The sequence below is a fragment of the Bacillus sp. JKS001846 genome (assembly GCF_900176455.1).
GTDB lineage: Bacteria > Bacillota > Bacilli > Bacillales > Bacillaceae_G > Bacillus_A > Bacillus_A cereus.
This window is the reverse complement of sequence record NZ_FWYG01000001.1, coordinates 941,461-963,968: the sequence shown is the minus strand read 5'-3', so window position 1 is coordinate 963,968 and position 22,508 is coordinate 941,461. Positions and strand designations below refer to the sequence as shown.

The window sequence follows — 22,508 nt, the reverse complement described above, 5'->3', positions numbered from 1 at the left end:
TCTACACTATCTTCTCTTCGTAATCTTTCCTGAACCACCGACCCTCGTTTTCGGAGGAGATGTATTCCTTGGCGGCGTTTTAATAGATGATTTTGGCTTCACATCTGATCCGCTTGAACCGCCTGGTGTTTTCGTAATTTTCCCCTTGCTTCCAGTAGAAGGTGGGGGCGTCGTATTACTTCCTTTTTCAGTAATACTTCCCTTATCACCTACTGATGGTTTCGAATCTACATTATCGCCTCGCTTAATGATAGACCCTTTCCCTTCCTTCGTAATTGGAGGTGGGGTTTTCTTTTCTTCTTTTGTAGGTGGTCTTTCTGGAATAACTGGTTGATGATTTTGTCTGTCATTATATCCTCGGTAATCACCGGATGATGATCTTTTTGAACCGAATATATCGTTTAATATGCTACCCATAATATATCCTTGCAAGAAGGACGGTTGGTAATTTTGACGGACAAATTCTTTATTACTTATTTCAATTAACGTATCAGATGGTTTCTCTTTATCCTTTTGCAGGTTATAAATCTTATCAGAATAAACGAGGAACATTTGATTTTCGTCTTCTTTAGATGCTTGCTTCGGTTCTCTTTCGTTAATGAGTTCCTTCGCTACTTCAGGAACTGACCGATTGGCGGCCCTATACACGTAAGATTCTTGTTTACCTTCCTTGGCAACAGATTCAAGTGGATAACGGTCTTGAATCGACTTTGTCTGCCCGCCTTGACAACCTGATAAGGCATAACCAGCAACAACAAGTAATATAACGATAGCAAGTATAGGGATTACAAACGATTTAATCATGGTAAACAATCGGTTTGACATGATTACGCCCCCTTACGTTGCTCTTATAATTTGTACATCAGCAGGAATGATTGCTTCTCCCTCATACATCATTGTGCGACCATTTTGCCATTCAATACGCAATAATTTTCGATTGTCTGATTGGAATTCCCATACGTACTGTTCTTCTGAAGCTGAGAATGGAGTTTTTCCCATCACAACAACACGTCCGTTATATTGTTCTTCCATATGGTACTCGGTATCATCCATTTCAATTGTCGTCGGAATTTCATCAATTGAATCTAAGCGACCATCAATTGGTGTATATAATTTGTAATACGTATTTTCACGATCTTCAATTTTTAAATAACGAATGTCTTTTCCATCTTGCAATGTCAAAACAATTTCCTTACGCGAATGCATACTCGTTTTCCCAATTAATTCATACATAACTAATGACACTTCAATCATATCGCCAGGAGCTAACGTTAAAAGACTCTTTTCCGGCTTCGGTGGCTCTGGGCTTTTCATTATATTTTTAATTCGTTTAAATAAACTCATGATTTACCCCTCCTTTTCTCTTTATAAACAAGCACCTAAAATAAGTGCACCAACAATATGTAATGATCCAGCTAACATCGCATGTGCAACGCTGCCTTCTTTCGTACCTTCTTCTAAATCAAGACCAGACATTTTCTTTAATACGAATTCGATAAACATTTCTACCACTAATAAAATAACGAAAGAAACTGCTGATGCAAGAAGTGCTTGCCATAAGTCATTTGCTTTCGTAATTGATTGAGATAAAATGTACCCTTGTGCAAATAATTTCATAATAAAACGAGTTGTTACAGCTGTATTTCCATTTTTGATTTCTTTTAAATCATTGTATTTTGTAAAAATTGAATCAACCCACATAATTGCAAATAAAAGTACTGCACTCGCTCCAGTCCATACAAGCATGGCTAATACATTTGTCCATGTCATTGCAAAACCTCCTCTAAATATAATAGAAAACCGACATGAATATATTTAGACATGTCGGTTCATTTGTCTCTATTCTATATTATTTCTCATACTGCTTCATAATACGAGCTAATTCATCGTCAACAGCAGAATTTTTGTTTAAGCTTGCGAATTCATCATCTAATGATTTTTCTTTCTTATAAACTTCACCGCTCGCTTCTGCTTCAGCCTCTAATTGAAGAGCTTTCTCTTCCATACGGCTTAAACCAGCTTTTGCTGAGTTTGAATCAAATCCAGACATCGCCTGATTAATATTCTTTTGTGCTTTCGCCGCATTTACACGCGCTACAAGTGTCTCACGTTTATTTTTCAGCTCATTTAATTGCTTACGCATTTCTTCTAGCTTTAGGCGCAGGTTATCAGCAGCAGCTTTATTTTGCTCATAGCTTGCTTTATACTCATTCATCTTTTGCTCCGCATTTTGTTTTTCTTCTAGTGCACGGCGCGCAAGATCTAAGTTATTAGCTTGAACAGCCATATGAGCTTGCTCTTCACGTTTTTTCACAAGTGCTTCTTGCTCTTCAAATAATATTTTGAATTTCTTCTCAAGCGCGATTTGAGCTGCTACACTTTTCTCAGCTTCTTGTACATCCGCTTGCATATCGCGTAAATATTGATCCGTCATCTTAACTGGATCTTCCGCTTTCTCAATTAACGAATACACATTTGACATTGTTAAATCTCTTAATCGTTTAAATACAGACATCTAAATTCCTCCTATGATATACCTCATATTTCAAATTCACTACTTGGAAAACTGAAAAATCTCCCTTTACAGTAAAGAATATTCATTTTTACAGCCTATGTGTTTATTATAACAAAACTAATATGTCCTTACATGTTATTTCCAAAATACATCCATTATAATATGACATTCTATATACAATATTGTATTTCTAATATATTCTCATTATTCCTCTTTGAAATTAACTTACTTTTGTGCAATTTCACTAAATTACATAAGTGTAATGTTACTGTAAGCTAACTCGATAGTTGCATTCTAATATTTCTTATACACTAATACCAGAAGCAACAAACAAGCTTCTTCACTTGTAAGCAATAATACAAAAATTGTATTTAATATAAAACATATAAAAGGAGAAATCATCATGAAAAAATTAGTAGGAATCGGATTAGCAGCAGCAATTTCACTTGGAGCATTATCAGGTTGTTCTTTATTAGGAGAGAAAGCGAACGGTTTTGTACTGTACGGCTCAGAAGAACAAGTTCAGCAAATTACAGATAAAAACAAAAAAGAAGTGAAAGAAAAAGACTTCTATAAAATGAAAATGACAACATTAGATGGTAAAAAAGTTCTTGTAATGGATAAGAAAACTGGTGAGGAACTAGTGAAAAAAGAGTTACTTAGCAAAGTTGATGAAAAAGACAACACGAAACCACTTGATAAATTACCAGCTGTAACAACAGAACAAGGTGTATTATTTGCAAAAGAAAAAGTAGAAAATGCTACACTTGATGGAGCGAAATTAAAATATGAAGGCAACACAATTATCGGAAGTGGCCGTGCATATACAGATATGTATGCGATTGTCGATGACGCAACTTACAACAATGTAAAAGGTGATGAAAAATCTGTAGGTGTATTAAAATTTGATAAAGACCCAAGTAAAGAATTCCCTGGTTACAACGGCGTCGAAGCTTCTCAACTTGTAAAAATTAAAAAGTAAAACAAAAAAGCTTTGCGACATTCGCAAAGCTTTTTTCTATTTATTATGAGCAACTTGTTCCATATCTGGACTACAAGTTTTCGACTGACATGACTTATTTAAAGAACATGCTGCGCATTTTCCTTTTTTACTTCTCTTTACAAAATTAACTAACGTGTATGCTGCATAACCAAAAATGATAGCTCCAATTATAATATTGACCATCATTATACATCTCCTTTTAGAATCCTAGTAAAGATCCAACTTGGTATATAATAAGCGTTAATACATAAGCAACAACAAGCGGGTAAACGACTGAGAAAATCGTCCATTTCGCTGATCCTGTTTCACGTTTAATAACAGCCACCGTCGCTAAACATGGAACGTATAATAAAATAAAGAACATAAATGCATAAGCTGATAATGCTGTATAATGTGCTCCCATTACGTTTCCAAGCACATCTTCTTTAACTGCATAAATAATTGCCATTGTTGAAACGACAACTTCCTTCGCTAAAAATCCTGTTAAAAGGGATGCTGCAGCTTGCCACGTTCCAAAGCCGAGCGGTGCAAATAGCGGTGCGATAAATCCACCAATCATCGCTAAGTAACTATCTCCCATATCAACACCAAATCCTGATGGACCTGCATAGTTTAATAACCAAATGACAACCGAACCACCAAAGATGAATGTACCAGCTTTACGAACAAATCCTTTCCCTTTCTCCCACGTGCTCAGCCATAATGTTTTCGCTTGTGGCACACGGTAAGGCGGTAATTCAATTACGAAAATAGACTTTTCCGCTTTCAAAATCGTAAGAGACATAATTTTTGTAACTAATAACGCAAGAACAATCCCTGCAACATATAAAGAAAATACAACAGTCGCCTGACTATGCGGGAAGAATACGCCCGCAAATAATGCATATACAGGTAATCGTGCTGAACAAGACATAAATGGTGTTACTAAAATGGTAAGTAAACGTTCTTTCTCCTGTTCAATCGTTCTCGCAGCCATAATACCTGGAACGTTACATCCAAAACCGATAATCATCGGAATAAAAGCTTTTCCGTTTAAGCCGAAAAACTCCATAATTCTATCCATAACAACTGCAATTCGCGCCATATACCCTGAGTCTTCTAATAATGAAATGAAAAAGAATAGTGCAAAGATTTGTGGTACGAATACTAATACAGCACCAACACCGGCAATAATACCTTCTGTAACGAGTGCTTGAATAAAATGAGAAGCTCCAATACTTGTAAGTCCAGCCGTCACCCAATCCGTAAGCTGGCCACCAAAAAACTCATCTAACATATCAGATAAAGGTGTACCAATCCACGTAAACGTAACCTGAAAAATAAAAAACATAACTGCTAAAAAGATTGGAAGTCCTAAAATTTTATGTGTAATTAATCTATCAATTTTTTCTGAAAAAGGAATTTTTCCTTCTTTCTCATGCTTCATAACATTTGTTTTTAACTTTTCAATATACGCTTCACGAGTTTTGTAAATGTGCTCTTCTAACGTACAATCAAGTTTTCCTTCTAAGCGAGATCGAATGGCTATGAGTTCCTTATAAATTGGTAATGCTTTCATTTCTTTTTCTACTACTTCGTTATTGCTTAAAAATTGAAGTGCTAACCATCTCGGATGCTCGTAATTCACTGTCTCTAAAAGAGCAATTACTTCTCCAATTCCTTCATCCATTTGTACACCATATGAAATAAGGAATGGCTTTTTCTCTTTTTTGTCATTTTCTTTAAGAGTCGTAAGCAGTTCTTCACAGCCTTTTCCACTCCTTGCAACAACAGGAACGACTGTTACACCTAATAGTTCTGATAATCGTTTTACATTAATGACAATTCCTCTTTGCTTCGCCACATCAACCATGTTTAAACCAATTGAGACTGGCTTACCAAATTCAAGTAACTGCAACGTTAAATGCATATTTCTTTCAAACTGCGAGGAATCTACGATATTTAACATATGATTAAATTCTTCTGTTAATAGAAAGTTTGTTACAACACCTTCATCACGTGAAACTGGATTTAAATCATAAACACCTGGTAAATCAATTAATGTTCCTTGTCTATCTTTTAATTTACCAACCTTCTTTTCTACTGTTACACCGCTCCAGTTTCCTACATACTCATAAGAACCAGTAAGTGCATTAAATAATGATGTCTTCCCTGTATTCGGATTCCCTAGCAAAGCTACCTTATTCACGCTAATTCCACCTTTATCATTTTCGCGTCACAATGACGAATACTAATTAACTGTCCACGACACTCCAATGTACAAGGACCTTTAAACATCGCTTTCTGTTTCAGGCGAAGTTCGCTTCCTTCAGCAAGACCGAAAGCAGCTAGTCTACGCTTTAATAGCTGATCTAAAGACTGAATACTTTTTACTAACACTTTCTCTCCAATTTTAATATCTACTAAACTCATAACCTTCCCCCTCAGAAGAGAATGATAATTATTTTCAAAAAAATTATACCACACCCAATTTCTCTTGTACTATACCCTTTTGCTTCATATTTATTAACATTTCGCTACAATTCTATTTCAATTATTGTCATACTGTATTCGTTTGCCATTCTCATCCATTTCGCTTACAATAAACAATAGCAAATAAAGAATCTCGTTATCACTGGGGGAGCCATGCCGCTGAGAGGGAACACTTCGTTCCGACCCTTCGAACCTGTTAGTTAATGCTAACGCAGGGATTGTGCAAACGTCCGAAATACATACCTCATTTTTATTTACGTATTTCGTATCCTCCTATGATATCTATTCTTTTTTGTACAACTTGGATTTAGGGGGAGACAACATGCGTAACACTAATTTACAAGCGATGATCGAATCTGCTATTCTTGCAGCCTTCGCCTTGGTCATCGACATTTTACCACTTTCAATAAAAATATCAGCAACAGGCGGTTCCATTTCATTTGCTATGATTCCTATTTTTATTATCGCATACCGCTGGGGCTTCAAAATGGCTTTCTTAGGGGGCCTAATTTGGGGATTATTACAAATTGTCGTAGGCGATGCCATTATCGTCACACCAATTCAAGTACTAATTGAATACTTTGTTGCTTTCGCATTCATTGGATTTGCTGGTTTATTCTATCGTCCAATTCAAAAAGCACTTTTAACTTCCAATGATAATAGCGAAGAGCAATCAAATTTAGGTAGCCGTAAAGACAAACCTTCATCAAAACCAAACCAAGGAAAGAAAGTAATTGGATACATTATCGTCGCTACTTTTATCGGTAGTCTAGCTCGTTACTTCTGTCACTTTATCGCTGGTATCATTTTCTGGGGACAATATGCACCAAAAGGCCAATCGGCTTTCCTATATTCTTTAATATTTAACGGTAGTACAATGATTGGTTCCTATATTCTATGTACAGTTTTACTTATATTTTTATTCCTCACTTCCCCACGCTTATTCAAAAGCATCAGTGCTTATCAAATGAATACACAAAAAAAGGGCGCTTAATGAGCGCTCTTTTTTCATATCGTAATATTAATTAAAAATACAATAAATGCGCAAAAGAAAATAAATACCATTATACTTAGCCAATTGCTATGCACGGTTCATCGACTCCTTACATAACCTCATTTTCTAACCAGATTATATCGCTTAAAAATAAAGATTAGGTAAAGATAATATGAAAATAAATTAAAAAAAGCGTAGCATGCATTATCTACGCTTTTTTCGGTAAGTAAAAGTAAAATAATACACCGTCTTCTGTATTTTTCACTCCATATTCAGCATCGTGTAATTCTAAAATATTTTTAGAAATAGCAAGCCCCAGTCCCGTCCCACCTTGTGAACGCTGACGAGCTGTATCCACGCGATAAAAACGATCCCAAATTTTATCTAATTGTTCTTCTTCAATGTGAGTACCTTTATTTTCAATACAAACTTTTATACGATCCTTCTCATCTATTGCAGAAATAATAATATCTTCTTTATTTGGTGTATAACGTATGGCATTCGTAATGAAGTTAACGATGACTTGTTCAATCCGGCCTTGATTTGCAATCACTTCAAATGAATGTATATTTTTATGAACATGAAGTTCTTTTTTCTCTATTTCCACAGATAGATGTTCACATATATCTTCAATTACTGTATCAATATAAAACGCAGACTTTTTCATTTTATATGTACCAGATTCAAATTTAGCTAGCTCAAGCATATCCAAAATTAAAGTATCCATTTTGTCTACTTCTCTCTCCATCGCTTGAAAATAATACTCTTTTTTATGCTCAGCTACCCCGTCTTTTAAAATGGAAATACAACTTTTCATAATACTTAGCGGTGTTTTTAATTCATGCGAAACACCAGAAATGAATTCTTTCCGTGTATTTTCTAACTTTCTTTCCTTTTCAATATCTTCTTCTAACTGTCCAATATGTGAATGGAGTTTATTTGATAGCACATTAATATTTTTCGACAAATCTCCAATTTCATCTTTTGAAGTAATCGGTATTTTTTCTGTAAAATCTAATTGTGCTATTTTCTTCGTCGTATCATTTATTTTTAATAACGGTTTGGCAATTTGTTTTGAGTAATAGAACGAAGCTAAAAAAATAAGAACGACTACAAATGCAATGATATAGATGTAATAATCTTGCACCATTTGTACAGCTTCATCTACGGGCTGTAAAGAAGCCATCGCATAAATATATGTTACTGATCCGTCTTTTTCTATTGGCTTGATTAATAATTTATATTTAATATCATTTTTTTCATAGTCCATTGTTTGTGTTGTATATTGTATGGGCTTGCTCTCTTTTAATAATAAATTAGTTTGAAATTCTTTTATGCTATCTAAGAAGATGCCATTTTTATAAATTGGATTCACAGGACCTTTTACATCTGGTAACTGTACTTTTGTAACACGTCCTCCTATGTAAACGCCTAATTCCTGAGCAGCTTGCTCCTGAACAGCTGGTTTCTTTTCCTTAACAAGTTGTTCCTCAACTGCTCTCTTTTTCTCCTCATTTAATTTGCTCATTTTCTCATTAAATGCTTTTTCTAACGGTTTATTAGATCCACTTAAATTCTGCTTAGATAAAGAAAAAGAGAATGGAATAAAACTATCTTCTTTTCTCACTCCAGAAAAATAAATTTCTTGCCCTAAAAACTGCTCTGATAATTTATTATCAATTTCCTCTATATTGACGAGATTACCTAAGGGAATTTTAAATATTTGTTGTCCAAAGCTCTTTTGTTGCCTACGATCTATCGTTACTTCAAAATAAAAATCATCTGCATGTTTTAAATTCCCGTTCTTATCTAATGTCGTAATCCACGTATTATTTTCTCTTAAAAAGTCTTGCTCTAGTTTCTGAATTTCTTCTGCATTTCCTGCATAATTTAAATAATTCTTCTCAAAAGAATTTAAATTCACTTTAATATCTTCCACTTTTCGATTCGCATAATATTGTTTAAAAAATATCGTTTGTCCAATAAATATCGTCGCTAAAATCAACATACATAATGCTGTTGTAAGAGTAAATAATTTTAGTACAATTCCTTTCTTCATACATTCCCCTCAAATTTATAACCAGTTCGTACTACAGTTGTAATATACTTTGCTTTCTCTCCTAATTTATTTCTTAAATTACGAATATGGCTATTCACCGTTCGATCATCGCCAGCAAATTCATATCCCCAAATTCTTGAAATGAGTTGCTCTCGCGTTAAAACGATTCCTTGATTTTTCATGAAATACACCAATATTTCAAACTCCGTATGCGTTAAACTAACATCTGCCTCATCAACAGTAACAGTACGTGACGGAAAATGGACATGGATGCCATGAATCGATAACGTATCATCTTCGTTCTCTAAAGGTTTCTTCGATGCTTTTCTACTTTCTAATAATCGTTTCGCTCTTGCTAATAAAATTGGAGGACTATACGGCTTCGTCACATAGTCATCTGCTCCAAGTTCAAAACCAAGTAACGTATCGTCTTCATCTACACGCGCCGTCAGCATAATAATAGGCACCTCGGACGTCTTCCTAATCCTTCGGCAAACAGACCATCCATCGAGTTCTGGCAACATGATATCTAAAATAACTAAATCAACCTCTTCTTCTTCAAATACAACTAAAGCCTCTTTCCCGTCCCTCGCTTCAAACACTACATATTGTTCACTTAAAAAATAATCTTTTAATATTTCACGTAATATGTCTTCATCTTCAACAATTAAAATGTTTTTTGACATAACTTATATATCCCCCTCTCGCTTTCAGAAACTATAATTTCACTTTGAATAACTGCCAGTTAACTTCGCCTCGATAATATATCTATCTGGTGCATCCCCTATATAATCAAATGGGTAACAAGTTGTCAGTGTTAATATCGGTTCTTCTTTTTTTATAATAACAGTACGATCATCCGCATGAGTAATCCATGTCTTTTGAATTTCATATGTGTACGTTTTATTATCATACTCTAAAACAAGGGTATCCTTTTCTTTCAACTCTTCTAAATCTGTAAATACAGTATCTCGATGTCCACTCAGTACAGTATGTCCCCCTCCAGATGGAGTTGTCGTTAAATCACTAACGAACATACCCACTCCTTTTTTCAAAGTCATATCATCTGCTCCCCAATATATAGAAAACTTCTTCTTTATTTTCGGTATGTTTAACATCGCTACCTTTTCTCCTTCTTTATGTTCTGTTTGAGAAGAAGGCACTTGAGAAGTTACAGGTGTTTCATGAGAAAGTTGAGTACCTTGTATATTTTTAAGGCTCTTTATTTCTTCTGCCGTTAATTGCCCGGCAGAGCTTCTTCCTTTATACCATTCCACAGCATAATAGGATCCCATGAATAGCCCTATAGCCATCAATATGATACCGATATAATTGAGTAACTTCATTCTTCATTCCTCCATGCCAAAAATGGTAGGAGTAACCTACCATTTTTAATATATGAAATTATCCCATTCTTTATAGGAAAATATTTTATTTACGCTTTAATCTTATTGCGACGATTCAAACCAAATAATGTACCTACCGCTACAAGGCATGCACTTAATCCCATCATTGCTACATTATTTGATGCTGTATTTGGTAATTTTTCACCTTGTACAACTGGCTTTGCTTCTTCTTTTTTAGCTACTTCATTCTTTTGCTCGGCTTTTATCGCTGCTTCTTTTTTGGCCATATCGTTTTTTAACTGTTCTTGCGCTATTCTCTTTTTCTCTTCTTCACTTTTTTTCTCAGCTTTTATTGTTTCCTCTTTTTTAGCCATATCATTTTTTTCTTGTACTTGTGCCGCTTGCTTTTTCTCTATTTCACTTTTTTGCTGTTCCTTAATTGCTTCTTCTTTTTTAGCTTTATCCTGTTGTACTTGCGCTTCTTCTTCCTTTGTTACTGTTCCAGTATCCGCACTCGCTACTGAAGAATATCCTACTGTTAAAAGTGCCATTGCACAAATTGGTAATAGTTTCTTTTTCATTTTCACTCTCTCCTTATATTTTATTCACATCTACTCGCATCGGATGTATTACTAGAATAAGCAAGAGATATAAATATAAGATGCAGATGAAATATATTTCATTTAAAGATTTCATTGTAGAAAAAGAAAAAAACATCGCAATATGTACGATGTTTTTTTCGGGTGTGTGTCTCAATTATTTACATGTTACTTTCGCGTGATTTAGAAGTAGAACGGGCCGGAGCGATAACTAATTGTCTCGGCTCAGTTTTCTTGAAGTGATTTTTGACGTTACACTTACGACGTTGAACAACCCACGCTTTAATAGGGTTTGTTAAAATAATCTTTTGCTCTTCGTTAGGGGCCTCTTCTTCAAACCTACAACTCTCGCTCCATTTATTCCATTTCATTGTAAATTTAGAAGAAGAATGATCATCTTCACGATCAAACAAGTGCAAAAAATCCATTTTTCCATCTAGCATTACGGTGTTACTAGTCGCTAAAAAAGAAAAGGTCGTCCAACGTTTCTCCATGCCCTCCTACTCCTTTTTCACATATAGAGTGCCTAAAACTTAATTTACCTAAAATATGCTTGCCTTTTACCTTACACCCATAGTTTATCCAAAATGCTCTTATGCAACTATCGATTTGCCTTACAACTACCTTACATTTTTGTAAGAAACAAAAAAACCTTCACTCTATATAATGAAGGTTTCTTACTTTTTATCTATATGATCTCTCATATCATCAAGTCCAGCTTCTTTTAGCTGCGACATCATACCGTGCGAAATTGCTCCTAACACTAAAGTCATTCCAATTAATGAAATACGAATCGCAGGTACATCAATTACGTAAGCCAACAGGCCAAGAACAATTGTTAAAAGTAATGCTTTTATAAATGTTACACTTGTGTACTGTTTCTTCTTCATCATATTCACCCTTCATGGAAGCGTTTTCTTAATAAACTTAGTATATCATATCATCAGATGATTTTGTCATTATCTTTGTAAAAAATTACTATCTCCTTTGACTTTTTCTATTCTATCCTTTACAGTCGAAATGTTCATAAGTTTTACACTGTAGGAGGATTACAATGAATATTGAAATAAAAGACACTTTAATTTCTGAAGAACAATTACAAGCAAAAGTTAAAGAATTAGCACTTCAAATCGAACGTGACTTTGAAGGAGAAGAAATTGTAGTTATCGCAGTATTAAAAGGTTCATTCGTATTTGCTGCTGATTTAATTCGTAACATCAAAAATGATGTAACAATTGACTTTATTTCTGCATCTAGCTACGGAAATCAAACAGAAACAACAGGAAAAGTGAAACTACTAAAAGATATCGACGTAAACATTACTGGGAAAAACGTAATTGTTGTAGAAGATATTATCGATTCTGGTTTAACACTTCATTTCCTAAAAGATCACTTCTTTATGCATAAACCAAAAGCACTCAAGTTCTGTACATTACTTGATAAACCAGAACGTCGTAAAGTAGACTTAACAGCTGAATATGTTGGCTTCCAAATTCCAGACGAATTCATCGTTGGATACGGTATCGACTGTGCGGAAAAATATCGTAACTTACCATTCATTGCTTCAGTTGTAACGGAATAATCGTATAACTTAAAAAATCGATAGTACATAAAATGTATATCGGCGATTTTTTAAATATATCGACTTACCGACAATAACTGACAATCTTAGCACCCAATTAATAGGGAGAAGCTGTTCTAAAATACATGGGAACAGCTCCTTTCTTTCCATTACAAACTACAGGGAGAGATGAAATATGACAAAGACAAAATTTGAAAAAGTACTCCTCATCGTAAATCCGAAAGCTGGTCAAGGTGACTTACATACAAATTTAACGAAAATCGTACCACCTCTTGCCGCAGCTTTTCCTGATCTACATATCCTTCATACGAAAAAACAAGGTGATGCAACAAAATATTGCCAAGAGTTTGCTAGTAAAGTAGATTTAATTATCGTCTTTGGTGGTGATGGAACAGTATTTGAATGCACAAATGGCTTAGCACCTCTCGAAACTAGACCTACACTTGCAATCATTCCAGGTGGAACTTGCAACGACTTCTCTCGCACACTTGGTGTTCCGCAAAACATTGCAGAAGCGGCAAAACTTATTACAAAAGAACATATAAAACCAGTTGACGTTGCAAAAGCAAATGAACAACATTTCTTAAACTTCTGGGGCATTGGACTCGTATCTGAAGTATCAAACAATATCGATGCAGAAGAAAAAGCAAAGCTTGGTAAAATCGGTTACTATTTAAGCACAATTCGAACTGTAAAAAATGCTGAAACATTCCCAGTAAAAATTACTTATGACGGACAAGTATATGAAGACGAAGCTGTCCTTGTCATGGTTGGAAATGGTGAATATCTTGGTGGTATTCCATCCTTTATTCCGAACGTAAAATGTGATGACGGAACACTTGATATTTTCGTAGTCAAATCAACAGGTATTCAAGCATTTAAAGATTACATCGGAAAGAAACTATTTGAAGACTCAAATGAAAATGACATCTTCCACGTAAAAGCGAAATCCATTCATATTGAAACGAAAGAAGAAAAAGAAGTAGATACAGATGGAGAAAGCTCGCTTCATACACCTTGTCACATTGAATTATTACCAGGACACTTTACGATGATTTATAATCCTGCGGTTGTGTAATAAAAAAACGAGTGCTAGCACTCGTTTTTTCTCTTCTAATCTAGTTATATTGTTGGATCATTTCCTCTATTTCTTTAACTCTCTCTAAAGTAATTCCATTTCTTTGTTCGATCGCTAAAGGATGCTCGGTTGGCTCTAATTCAACATACGGTGCCATTCCAACTTCTCTTATATGTACATTTGTTTTTAAATTTAGTGTTTCTGGATAAACTGGTATTTCTACAGATAACCAACCAAAATAAGGATCACTATTTTCTCGGCCTCTCTCATCCCACTTTTCTAATACTTCATCATAACTTTCTTTACTAAGTGATACCCACACAGTCCATATGAAATTTTCGTGGTAGTCAATTATAGGAATCTCTAAACATCCTCTAATAAAATAGAAGAATGGCTTGTTTGCATACTCTAGTTCTTTTTATGTACAATGAAGGAAAGAAGCACCTTCATATAAGGGAGAGGACAAACTTTGTTCAACCAACAGTTAGTTAATTTACGCATTGATTTTGCATTTAAACAATTGTTTGGTACGAATGGTAGCGAAGATATTCTAATTGCATTTTTAAATGCTATGTTACAAGAGTCTTTAGAGTCGCCCATTGCTTCTCTACAACTAGAAGATCCACATTTACACAGGGAATATGAAGAGGATAAGTTATCTATTTTAGACATTTCAGCAACATTAGACACAGGAACAAAAGTCAATGTAGAAATACAACTCAATAATAATCACGATATGGTTAAACGCAGTTTATATTATTGGGGAAGACTATACACATCTCAACTACAAAAAGGGATGCCCTACAGTGCACTTCACAAAACCATCACCATAAACTTACTAAACTTCGTAATGTTTTCGGAACACCCAGCCTTCCATACAACAAGCATATTATGGAATACACAACAACAAAAACTCCTGAGTGACGACATTGAAATCCACATTATAGAAATTCCAAAGTTAACTGAACAATGGCATGAAGAAAAAGTAAATCCGTGGAAAGATCCATTTGTTCGTTGGCTTTTATTGCTTTCAGCAAATGAGGATGAGCACTTAACTAAACTATTGGAGGATATTGCTATGAACCAAGACCCTATTTTACAAAAAGCGATAAATAAATGGGAACGTATGAGTCAAGATTCTTCTTTCCGACAAGCCTATGATGCAAGGGAGAAAGTTTTAATGGATGAAGCCGCAAAATTCGCCCATGCAGAGACAGAAGGAATAAAAAGAGGAATGGAACAAGGGATGAAACAAGGAATTAAAAAAGGCATTGAACAAGGCATTGAACAGGGCATTGAACAAGGCATTGAACAGGGCATTGAACAAGGCATTGAACAGGGCATTGAACAAGGTCGAAAAGAAGGAGTTCAGCAGGGAAAAGTTCAAATGATTAAAAATATGTATGATCTTGGTATACCACTTGAAACGATTGCTAAGGCAAGTAAATTAAGTTTGCATGAGATTGAGCATATTTTAGGACATAAATAGTGATAAAAAAAGAGCTTGAATAGTTTCAAGCTCTTTTTTTATCAACTCTCCTCAATATCATCCAATTGAGTCTTATAACATTCATCACACTCTCACCTCGTAGGAAGAATCCCTCTGTCATCAGGTAATAAAACCCTCAAAACTTCTCGTTCCATCTCTACGAAAGACTTCATAATAATGGGATATCCTTCAATAATATTCGTATACTCAATCCCTTGTTCAAACTTTTTTCCGCTCTTTATTTCTTCTATTATCGTACAAAAAACACTATGCGCGACTTCAGGATCCATATTTAATGCTATTTGTAAATCTTGATGATTAAAGTTATCTCTTAGACCATGCGTATGATAATTAGCATGGATGCCATCAATATCTTCTGCTAATATGCTATGCATGTACCATCCATACTCTTGTAGCATATTTTCTTCCCATTCATCTGCATCCTCTTCTAAATCTTCATCAAACAAATTCGGATCATACCACACATCCTCGTAATCTCCAGCAATTAAAAATCTCCAACCAGGTGGTAACCCTAAATACTTCTTTATTTCAGGTGCCCATTCATCAATATGTTGAACGTGTAAAGGAAGAAAGAAATCTTCTTCTGTCCCCATTTCTTCACCAGCCCAAATGTACCAACCTGTCGTTCCGTTTTCTATAGGCATTCGTAACCCATTAATCGGAGCGATACCATCTTTCACATTTTGCGCTATTCCTAATTTCAAGTCATTCGGAGATTCTACATACTCCGCTTTATATTTATCACATATACTCCTCTGTTCTTTTATGTATTTTTCCATCCTTTTAGCACACTCCCCAATTTTTGAAAGATAGATTTCTTTGCCGAAGCACTCTCTAACTTCCATACCCCACACGGATTATAAAATGGATCCTCTTGTTCATAACGATTATCTATATAATGAGATAAAAGATACACTGGAGCATCTTCTGTGAAACTAATTGTATCTCCATCTTTCAAATTAGGTTTTTCCAATATATTATGTAGGTTAAAATCATTTAATAAATCTACAGCTACTTCCGGATCTATCCATCCGTCTAAAACAACGTCTGGTAGATTAAATGCTTGCATTCCACATGAATAGTAGCCGTCCTCTTCATCTCCAACTAAAGTTACAAGGTGCGAATACATCGGGAATATTTCCTTATCCTCTGCAAGCTCTTGCCATTCTTCTTTCGAATAAGCCATACCTGCTGTTTCAACTTTTAAAGCAAGTCCACCTGCATTTAAAAGTTCCATTCCTACATCAATTACTTCTTGTAATCTCTCTGTATCGTCAACTTTTGCAATAACATACACTGTATAAGTATGCTTCTCCAACTCCTGAAGCAATTCTTCATCAAAACGCTCACCACCTGCATAGAAGAAAGCCTCTCTCAAAGAAGGGTCTTGTTCATATATATCAATTTCAAAGCCAATCTCTTTCTCCTTATGGTGCATAACATTTCCCGCTAATATATAGTTACTTTTACTCACAACTTCTTGTATTAATTCTGTTCTATCTTTCCATAAACCAGGTACTCCAATAACGATTTGTGTCTCCATCATATGCACTCCACTTCTCATCTATTTTCAATCTATTCTTTCAATCTTCCAAACTAAATTAGCTGGGATATCTTTCTCTAAAAAGGTTAACATCCATACAGTTTAGTCATCCTACTATGATTAAAATCTCCAAATATAACACTCCATGTGTACATTTATATTTATTTTCGTTTACATACTATTGTTATTCATAATCCATTTTAGCTAATAAACAAACGAAAGAGAACTAGGTGGATTAATGTTTACTTAAGAATAAAAAGTCCGAAACTATATAAAGTGATTTCGAACTTTTTATTTTTAAAATATTAAATTACATTTCGAACAAAAAGGAGCTGAATTTCCTCTTCTAATTTTCGTATCACATTTTGGACAATATACATATCGTTCCTCTACCTTTTGTCGTTCTATCATGTGTAAGGATACTATTTTCATACTGCACATAATTCCAATTAAGATAAGGCTAAAAATGAGTAGCACAACGCTCTTCCTCCCTTAACTACTTACCTATATTTTACCATTAAATAAAGATAATTTTATACTTATAATCCTATCTTGTCCTTCATACTGGAAGAAACTTTCTTTACTTCTATTTACTCATCAGTGTGATTCTTTTTTTTCTATATAAATAAAGAATACCTGTAACTATAAAAACAATCACGCCAAAATACACACCATATTCTATCGCGATCGCTACAATACTTTCAATATGTTGTCCAAATAAAGCACCGAGCACAAAGTAAACGAGTGTCCAAACAAATCCTGTCATATAAGAATACAAAGCATACGTCTTAAATGACATGTTATTCATTCCAACTAAATACGGTACGATATGTCTTACAACTGGTATGAAGTAACTTGTGACTAACGCATAATGACCATACTTCTCTACCATTTGTTGAGATTTCAAAAGATATTTCGCCTTTTTCTTTTTCATTAGCTTATCAAGTACTTTCGTACCAAATATTTTCCCTAATATATAACCTAAAGAAAGCCCAGATACAACACCTAAATATGTTAATAAAAATGCAGGAATGACACTTAATATCCCTAGTGAAGATACAAAGCCACCACTCATTACGATCATTTCGTCTGGAATTGGCATACCAATAATACCTAACCATAAACAGAAAAATAATGCCCAATAACCGTATTGTTCAATATAAGATAATAATTCATGTAATTCCATTATGCATATGCTCTCCTTAGCTCTTTTTTACAGCTAAAGACATACGCTGGTGGGAAATTGAGCCACACTTTCTCTAGCGTAATTTCAGGAAAGAAGTGCTGTATAAATCCTTTTTTCACAAGTGAATATTGAAATGTAATAAATTCACCATTCTCATGTATCCCTTCCATTACATTGTTTAAAATACGCTTTGAAACTTCTTCTGGTAAAGAGGTAAAAGGTAATCCCGATAAAACGTAATCCACGCATTCTATATTGAGATCTTCTATATACTTTTTTATATTTTCGGCTGAACCGTGTACAACAATGACGTTCTGCTCATCTTTAAATTTTCTCTTTAGTTCCTTGCAAAACACTTCATTAATTTCAATAAGAAGAAATATTGTTTCCTTCTTCTTTCTCTTCATAATTTCTTTCGTAAAGACTCCTGTACCAGGACCTAACTCTACAATGCATTTCGCTTTATTAAAATCAATTACATCTACCATTTTCTTTGCTAATATTTTTGAACTTGGCGCAATTGCACCAGTATGTTTCGGATGTTTAATAAATTCATGTAAGAATGTTATGAGTTGCATATAAACCTCTCCTCATTCGTTCAATAGTTTTTAACTTGTTTCTAAGTATAACTATTATTTCTTAACAAAAATTGAGGAGATTTCTTAAGATTTTATGAAGAATAAAAAAACAGCTATCGCCTCTAGCGATAGCTGTCCCTTATTACTTCGCACTCACGATCTTATAATAAGAACGAACCGTTAAGAAGTAATATCCAATATAAATCGCGCCGTATACTCCGATACTAATTAGAAGCGGAATCATAATTTCAAATGGTAATATATTTGATAAACCTTTTAGTGCAAATAGGCTGTGTAAAATACCAATTACTAACGGAATAGCAAAGATAAAGCTCACTTGTTTTGCGATAGCTCTCTTCATCTCTTGCTTCGTTACACCAATTTTATGAAGAACAACGTAGCGATCACGGTCAGCACTTGCTTCTGTTAATTGTTTAAAGTAAATGATTGAGCCTGTTGCTAATAGGAATACTAATCCTAAGAATAACCCAATAAACATCATTAAGCCTGTTGTTTCAAGCCCCATTTGGAATCCTGTATAGAAATCGTTAAATGGTTTTAAAACTTCTGATTCTCCAGCCGGCATAATGCTTGCTAATTTTGCTGTTAACTCTTTACTATTTCGCTCACCTTTTACATCAATATTTTTTACAGTACGCGTTTCGTTTACTTGTTTCACTTGCTCATATGTTTTATCAGGAACGATTACAAATAGTTCATTTAAATTTGTAAGGCTTCTATTATTTACACCTTTAATTTTTAATTCTTTTGACTCGTTTCCAACAGGGAATACAGCTGTATTTCCTGTATAAAGAGGACCAAAATCAAGTTTCTCAATATATAAGCTATCATATACGAAAGCTTCATTCGCACTTAAATTTACAGGTTCTACATCTAAATGTTTCACAAGTGTATTAAAGCTTGATTGAGAAATAAGCTGGTACTGATTCGTAACATTATAGTGTGTGTTCAGAACTTGATCAGCTCTTTCACCTTTAAATGTTCCCTTCACAGGAATCATTTCAACTTCTGATTCATATGTGACTGGGTGATTATTCTTCTCTCCAGCAAGTATTTCATTTACTTTTTTATCTAATGCTGCATCTTTTTTCTCATAGGAATAACTATACGGCGCAGCAACTTTTGATTGCGTAAATGTATTGTAATACATCGTAACTGACGTACCAACCGCTGTTAATGTTACCGCACTTAAAATAGCGATTGTCGCCAGTGATTTCGCATTTCCTTTAATACGATATAGTAACTGTGATGTCGTTACCATATTCATACCATTATAAAATGCTGACTTATTATTTCTTGCACGTTTCAATACAAATACTGTGAAGAACATGAACAGTAAATAAGTCCCTGCTACTGTCGCTAATAAAATATATAATGCAACGACCATAAAGTCTGCATACATAACTGCTTTCATGTACATTAATGCTAAAAAATAACCTGAACCGATTAAGAAAACTGAAATTAATGCCATAATGACAGATCCTTTTGGCATTGCTTCTCCTTCACGTTCTGCACGGAAAAGTTCAATTAACTTAAAGCGATAAATTAAACGATATCCTTGAAGTGATGTATATAAAATAATCACAAAGAAAATAATTGCTGTATCAATAATGGCAGCCATCGGTACTTCAAAATGAACGTTTAAATTTAATCCCATCATATTTACTAATAACTCAAGGAATAATTTTGAAAGGACACTACCGATCGCAATCCCAATTACTAATGACATTAATCCCATTAACATATTTTCATAAAAGAGCATTTTACCAATTTGTCTTTTACGGATACCTAATAACGAATATAAGCCAACTTCTTTTTTACGTTTACGTGTAAAGAATCCGTTCGAATATATAATGAACACTGCTACGAAAATGATAAGCATCACACTTGAAACTTGGAACGCTCCGCTAATTTTTTTGAAGCTTCTGCTGCTTTTTCCATTTGTGAATTATATTGCAGTGCTTTAAATGTAAAATAAATAACGATACTAAAAATCATAGATGCAAAATATACAAAGTAGTCTTTAAAGTTCCGCTGTATGTTGCGGAGGGCAATGCTAGATAAGGTCATCAGCCATACCTCCAGAAATAGAAGACATTACGTCAACAATTTTTTGGAAGAACTGTTTACGCGTCGATTCACCGCGATGTAATTCTTTATATAGTTCACCATCTTTAATGAAAATAACTCGTTTACAATAACTTGCTGCAAACGCATCGTGCGTTACCATTAAAATTGTTGAGTTATCATATTCATTTAACGACTTCATACTTTCAAGTAAATCTGTTGCAGATTTAGAATCAAGTGCTCCAGTTGGCTCGTCTCCGAAAATCATACTTGGATTCGTAACAATTGCACGCGATGCTGCACAGCGCTGCTTCTGTCCACCAGATACTTGATATGGGAACTGACTTAAAATATGATCAATACCGAATTTCTTTGAGATTTCAAGAACGCGGCGATCAATCTCACTCGCTTTCACCTTTGATAACGCAAGTGGTAAAGCGATATTCTCTTTCACCGTTAACGTATCTAATAAGTTATAATCTTGGAAAATGAAACCTAAATGATCACGGCGGAATAACGCTAACTTATCATCATTCATCTTTACAATATCTTTTCCATCAATTAAAATTTCACCGTTCGTCGCATTATCAATTGTAGAAAGAACATTTAGTAAAGTCGTCTTACCAGAACCAGAAGGTCCCATAATTCCAACGAACTCACCTTCTTTTACTTGTAAGTTAATACCTTTTAACGCTGCAAATTTATTCCCACCCGTGTCGTACACTTTTTCAATATTTTTTGCTTCTAACACTGTTTTCATCTCGACATCCCTCATTTCTTCTATTCTCTATTTTCAACTATATACACTCTCTACTCTTGCCACTATCGATGTTTCTTACACAAACATGACAGTTATGTAAGACGCATAAGTAAAGATATAAAAATTTAACCTACTGAACAAAAGTACTTTGTTACTATAACATTGGGATATCATACCATCCATTCATTCTCCTTACAGGAACATTACAATTTTGTAAGGTTAAAAATGTCCCCTACAAAGTTGTGCACGAAATGTCGGATGGAGCTATTTCGTTCCTGCTATTCTATGTACAGAGGAGGTCATAATATGGATTCACTTAAAAATATGAATACTGCAATGCGCTATATTGAAGATAACCTTACGAATGAAATTGATTTTAAAGAAGTTGCGAGGCTAGCTCTCTGTTCTGAGTATCACTTTAAAAGAATGTTTTCGTTTTTAGCAGGTATATCACTGTCTGATTATATTCGCTGTAGACGTCTTACTCTCGCTGCCTTTGAACTAAAAAATAGCGATGCAAAAGTCATTGATGTCGCTATAAAATATGGGTACAACTCACCAGATTCATTCGCTCGTGCATTTCAAAACTTGCACGGTATAACACCTTCTGAAGCCCGAAATAGTAGCCATTCTTTGAAGGCTTATTCACCAATGACCTTCCAATTATCCATTCAAGGAGGAAATGAAATGAACTATCGAATTGAAGAAAAAGAGCCATTTCGAATTATAGGTATTACAAAACGAGTACCAATCGTTTTTAACGGTGTAAATGAAGAAATTGCTTCTATGTGGAAAAGTTTAAACCCAGATTCTATTCAAACATTAAAGTCCCTTTCAAACATTGAACCTACTGGAATCATTAGTGCTTCTACTAACTTTTCTGAAGGAAGAATGGAGGAAAAGGGAGAACTCGATCACTACATTGGAGTAGCCACAACAAAGGATTGTCCAGAGCAGTTTAAACAGCTTGAAGTTACTGCTTCAACATGGGCTATATTCGAAGCTGTCGGTCCATTTCCTGATGCATTACAAAATGTATGGGGACGTATTTACTCTGAATGGTTCCCTTCTTCGAACTATGAACTAGCGGAAGGACCGGAGATATTGTGGAATAAACAGAAAGATATATCTTCTCCAAACTTTAAAAGTGAAATTTGGATACCGGTTTTGAAGAAGTGATAACAAAAGGAAAAGA

Annotated in this window: 25 protein-coding genes, 2 pseudogenes and 1 riboswitch; of the genes and pseudogenes, 6 read left to right on the top strand and 21 right to left on the bottom strand. The window is 34.5% G+C overall.

Annotation, left to right across the window (positions count from 1 at the left end):
• Positions 1 to 6 precede the first annotated feature (6 nt).
• From B9A45_RS05225 to B9A45_RS05210, 4 genes are all read right to left on the bottom strand, one after another.
• On the bottom strand, positions 7 to 825 hold the full coding sequence (locus B9A45_RS05225) for a DUF4247 domain-containing protein (RefSeq protein WP_000071185.1): 819 nt from the start codon (positions 823 to 825) through the stop codon (positions 7 to 9).
• A 12-nt stretch (positions 826 to 837) separates the two neighbouring features.
• The gene (locus tag B9A45_RS05220) at positions 838 to 1,344 is read right to left on the bottom strand and encodes a DUF4178 domain-containing protein (RefSeq protein WP_000051746.1); all 507 of its coding nucleotides are present in this window, start codon (positions 1,342 to 1,344) and stop codon (positions 838 to 840) included.
• Between the two features lie 21 nt (positions 1,345 to 1,365).
• Positions 1,366 to 1,770 (bottom strand): DUF350 domain-containing protein, encoded by a 405-nt coding sequence (locus B9A45_RS05215; RefSeq protein WP_000220321.1) that lies wholly within the window; start codon positions 1,768 to 1,770, stop codon positions 1,366 to 1,368.
• A 79-nt stretch (positions 1,771 to 1,849) separates the two neighbouring features.
• Positions 1,850 to 2,515 (bottom strand): PspA/IM30 family protein, encoded by a 666-nt coding sequence (locus tag B9A45_RS05210; RefSeq protein WP_000110280.1) that lies wholly within the window; start codon positions 2,513 to 2,515, stop codon positions 1,850 to 1,852.
• A gap of 403 nt (positions 2,516 to 2,918) precedes the next feature.
• On the opposite strand from B9A45_RS05210, the gene B9A45_RS05205 reads away from it, so the two are divergent.
• The gene (locus B9A45_RS05205; protein WP_000737502.1) at positions 2,919 to 3,497 is read left to right on the top strand and encodes a lipoprotein BA_5634 family protein; all 579 of its coding nucleotides are present in this window, start codon (positions 2,919 to 2,921) and stop codon (positions 3,495 to 3,497) included.
• Between the two features lie 36 nt (positions 3,498 to 3,533).
• Here the strand turns inward: B9A45_RS05205 and B9A45_RS05200 are convergent, their stop codons facing one another.
• The 3 genes from B9A45_RS05200 to B9A45_RS05190 are packed head-to-tail and all read right to left on the bottom strand — an operon-like array spanning position 3,534 to position 5,930.
• Positions 3,534 to 3,704 carry a FeoB-associated Cys-rich membrane protein gene (locus tag B9A45_RS05200; RefSeq protein ID WP_000989593.1) on the bottom strand — a complete coding sequence of 57 codons (171 nt, stop codon included), beginning with the start codon at positions 3,702 to 3,704 and terminating at the stop codon, positions 3,534 to 3,536.
• Positions 3,705 to 3,717: 13 nt separating this feature from the next.
• Positions 3,718 to 5,706, bottom strand: a complete 1,989-nt coding sequence (gene feoB, locus B9A45_RS05195) for a ferrous iron transport protein B (protein WP_084063906.1) — start codon at positions 5,704 to 5,706, stop codon at positions 3,718 to 3,720.
• A complete protein-coding gene (locus B9A45_RS05190) occupies positions 5,703 to 5,930 on the bottom strand; it encodes a FeoA family protein (protein WP_000060512.1) in 228 nt (75 codons plus the stop codon). Before B9A45_RS05190 ends, feoB begins: the two co-directional genes overlap by 4 nt.
• Positions 5,931 to 6,124: 194 nt before the next feature.
• Positions 6,125 to 6,226: riboswitch (TPP riboswitch) on the top strand.
• 86 nt (positions 6,227 to 6,312) lie between these two features.
• Here B9A45_RS05190 and B9A45_RS05185 point away from each other — a divergent pair.
• Complete coding sequence (locus B9A45_RS05185; protein ID WP_084063905.1) at positions 6,313 to 6,984, top strand: energy-coupled thiamine transporter ThiT; 672 nt, start codon at positions 6,313 to 6,315, stop codon at positions 6,982 to 6,984.
• Between the two features lie 208 nt (positions 6,985 to 7,192).
• On the opposite strand, the gene B9A45_RS05180 is transcribed toward B9A45_RS05185, so the two are convergent.
• The 6 genes from B9A45_RS05180 to B9A45_RS05155 all read right to left on the bottom strand — a co-directional run bounded on the left by B9A45_RS05180 (position 7,193) and on the right by B9A45_RS05155 (position 11,881).
• Complete coding sequence (locus B9A45_RS05180; protein WP_000715405.1) at positions 7,193 to 9,043, bottom strand: sensor histidine kinase; 1,851 nt, start codon at positions 9,041 to 9,043, stop codon at positions 7,193 to 7,195.
• On the bottom strand, positions 9,040 to 9,729 hold the full coding sequence (locus tag B9A45_RS05175; protein WP_000041848.1) for a response regulator transcription factor: 690 nt from the start codon (positions 9,727 to 9,729) through the stop codon (positions 9,040 to 9,042). The genes B9A45_RS05180 and B9A45_RS05175 overlap by 4 nt, the downstream gene beginning before the upstream one ends.
• A gap of 39 nt (positions 9,730 to 9,768) precedes the next feature.
• Positions 9,769 to 10,389 (bottom strand): class D sortase, encoded by a 621-nt coding sequence (locus tag B9A45_RS05170; RefSeq protein WP_000771596.1) that lies wholly within the window; start codon positions 10,387 to 10,389, stop codon positions 9,769 to 9,771.
• A gap of 89 nt (positions 10,390 to 10,478) precedes the next feature.
• The gene (locus B9A45_RS05165) at positions 10,479 to 10,970 is read right to left on the bottom strand and encodes an LPXTG cell wall anchor domain-containing protein (protein WP_000728022.1); all 492 of its coding nucleotides are present in this window, start codon (positions 10,968 to 10,970) and stop codon (positions 10,479 to 10,481) included.
• Positions 10,971 to 11,149: 179 nt separating this feature from the next.
• The gene (locus B9A45_RS05160; protein WP_000415613.1) at positions 11,150 to 11,482 is read right to left on the bottom strand and encodes a hypothetical protein; all 333 of its coding nucleotides are present in this window, start codon (positions 11,480 to 11,482) and stop codon (positions 11,150 to 11,152) included.
• 183 nt (positions 11,483 to 11,665) lie between these two features.
• The gene (locus tag B9A45_RS05155) at positions 11,666 to 11,881 is read right to left on the bottom strand and encodes a hypothetical protein (RefSeq protein WP_002001286.1); all 216 of its coding nucleotides are present in this window, start codon (positions 11,879 to 11,881) and stop codon (positions 11,666 to 11,668) included.
• A 161-nt stretch (positions 11,882 to 12,042) separates the two neighbouring features.
• Here B9A45_RS05155 and hpt point away from each other — a divergent pair, with 161 nt between their 5' ends.
• On the top strand, positions 12,043 to 12,570 hold the full coding sequence (hpt, locus tag B9A45_RS05150; protein WP_001019298.1) for a hypoxanthine phosphoribosyltransferase: 528 nt from the start codon (positions 12,043 to 12,045) through the stop codon (positions 12,568 to 12,570).
• Between the two features lie 175 nt (positions 12,571 to 12,745).
• A complete protein-coding gene (locus B9A45_RS05145; RefSeq protein ID WP_000167895.1) occupies positions 12,746 to 13,648 on the top strand; it encodes a diacylglycerol/lipid kinase family protein in 903 nt (300 codons plus the stop codon).
• Positions 13,649 to 13,688: 40 nt separating this feature from the next.
• Here B9A45_RS05145 and B9A45_RS05140 read toward each other — a convergent pair.
• Positions 13,689 to 14,033, bottom strand: a pseudogene (locus B9A45_RS05140) (DUF2199 domain-containing protein); the annotation flags it as partial.
• An 84-nt stretch (positions 14,034 to 14,117) separates the two neighbouring features.
• On the opposite strand from B9A45_RS05140, the gene B9A45_RS05135 reads away from it, so the two are divergent.
• Entirely contained in the window at positions 14,118 to 15,137 is a 1,020-nt protein-coding gene (locus B9A45_RS05135) for an Rpn family recombination-promoting nuclease/putative transposase (RefSeq protein WP_053514585.1), read from the top strand.
• Positions 15,138 to 15,229: 92 nt separating this feature from the next.
• On the opposite strand, the gene B9A45_RS05130 is transcribed toward B9A45_RS05135, so the two are convergent.
• The 7 genes and pseudogenes from B9A45_RS05130 to B9A45_RS05100 form a co-directional block, all read right to left on the bottom strand.
• Positions 15,230 to 15,937, bottom strand: a complete 708-nt coding sequence (locus B9A45_RS05130) for a DUF4262 domain-containing protein (protein ID WP_084063904.1) — start codon at positions 15,935 to 15,937, stop codon at positions 15,230 to 15,232.
• Positions 15,922 to 16,701 carry a DUF4261 domain-containing protein gene (locus tag B9A45_RS05125; RefSeq protein ID WP_042891164.1) on the bottom strand — a complete coding sequence of 260 codons (780 nt, stop codon included), beginning with the start codon at positions 16,699 to 16,701 and terminating at the stop codon, positions 15,922 to 15,924. The genes B9A45_RS05130 and B9A45_RS05125 overlap by 16 nt, the downstream gene beginning before the upstream one ends.
• Before the next feature lie 297 nt (positions 16,702 to 16,998).
• Positions 16,999 to 17,178, bottom strand: a complete 180-nt coding sequence (locus B9A45_RS05120; RefSeq protein WP_001986677.1) for a hypothetical protein — start codon at positions 17,176 to 17,178, stop codon at positions 16,999 to 17,001.
• 109 nt (positions 17,179 to 17,287) lie between these two features.
• Positions 17,288 to 17,887 carry a DedA family protein gene (locus B9A45_RS05115; RefSeq protein ID WP_061654854.1) on the bottom strand — a complete coding sequence of 200 codons (600 nt, stop codon included), beginning with the start codon at positions 17,885 to 17,887 and terminating at the stop codon, positions 17,288 to 17,290.
• A complete protein-coding gene (locus tag B9A45_RS05110) occupies positions 17,887 to 18,465 on the bottom strand; it encodes a class I SAM-dependent methyltransferase (protein WP_001176053.1) in 579 nt (192 codons plus the stop codon). Before B9A45_RS05110 ends, B9A45_RS05115 begins: the two co-directional genes overlap by 1 nt.
• 142 nt (positions 18,466 to 18,607) lie before the next feature.
• Positions 18,608 to 20,556, bottom strand: a pseudogene (locus B9A45_RS05105) (ABC transporter permease).
• Positions 20,543 to 21,313, bottom strand: a complete 771-nt coding sequence (locus tag B9A45_RS05100) for an ABC transporter ATP-binding protein (RefSeq protein WP_000859655.1) — start codon at positions 21,311 to 21,313, stop codon at positions 20,543 to 20,545. Before B9A45_RS05100 ends, B9A45_RS05105 begins: the two are co-directional and overlap by 14 nt.
• A gap of 306 nt (positions 21,314 to 21,619) precedes the next feature.
• Here B9A45_RS05100 and B9A45_RS05095 point away from each other — a divergent pair, with 306 nt between their 5' ends.
• A complete protein-coding gene (locus B9A45_RS05095) occupies positions 21,620 to 22,492 on the top strand; it encodes an AraC family transcriptional regulator (protein ID WP_000377728.1) in 873 nt (290 codons plus the stop codon).
• Positions 22,493 to 22,508 lie beyond the last annotated feature (16 nt).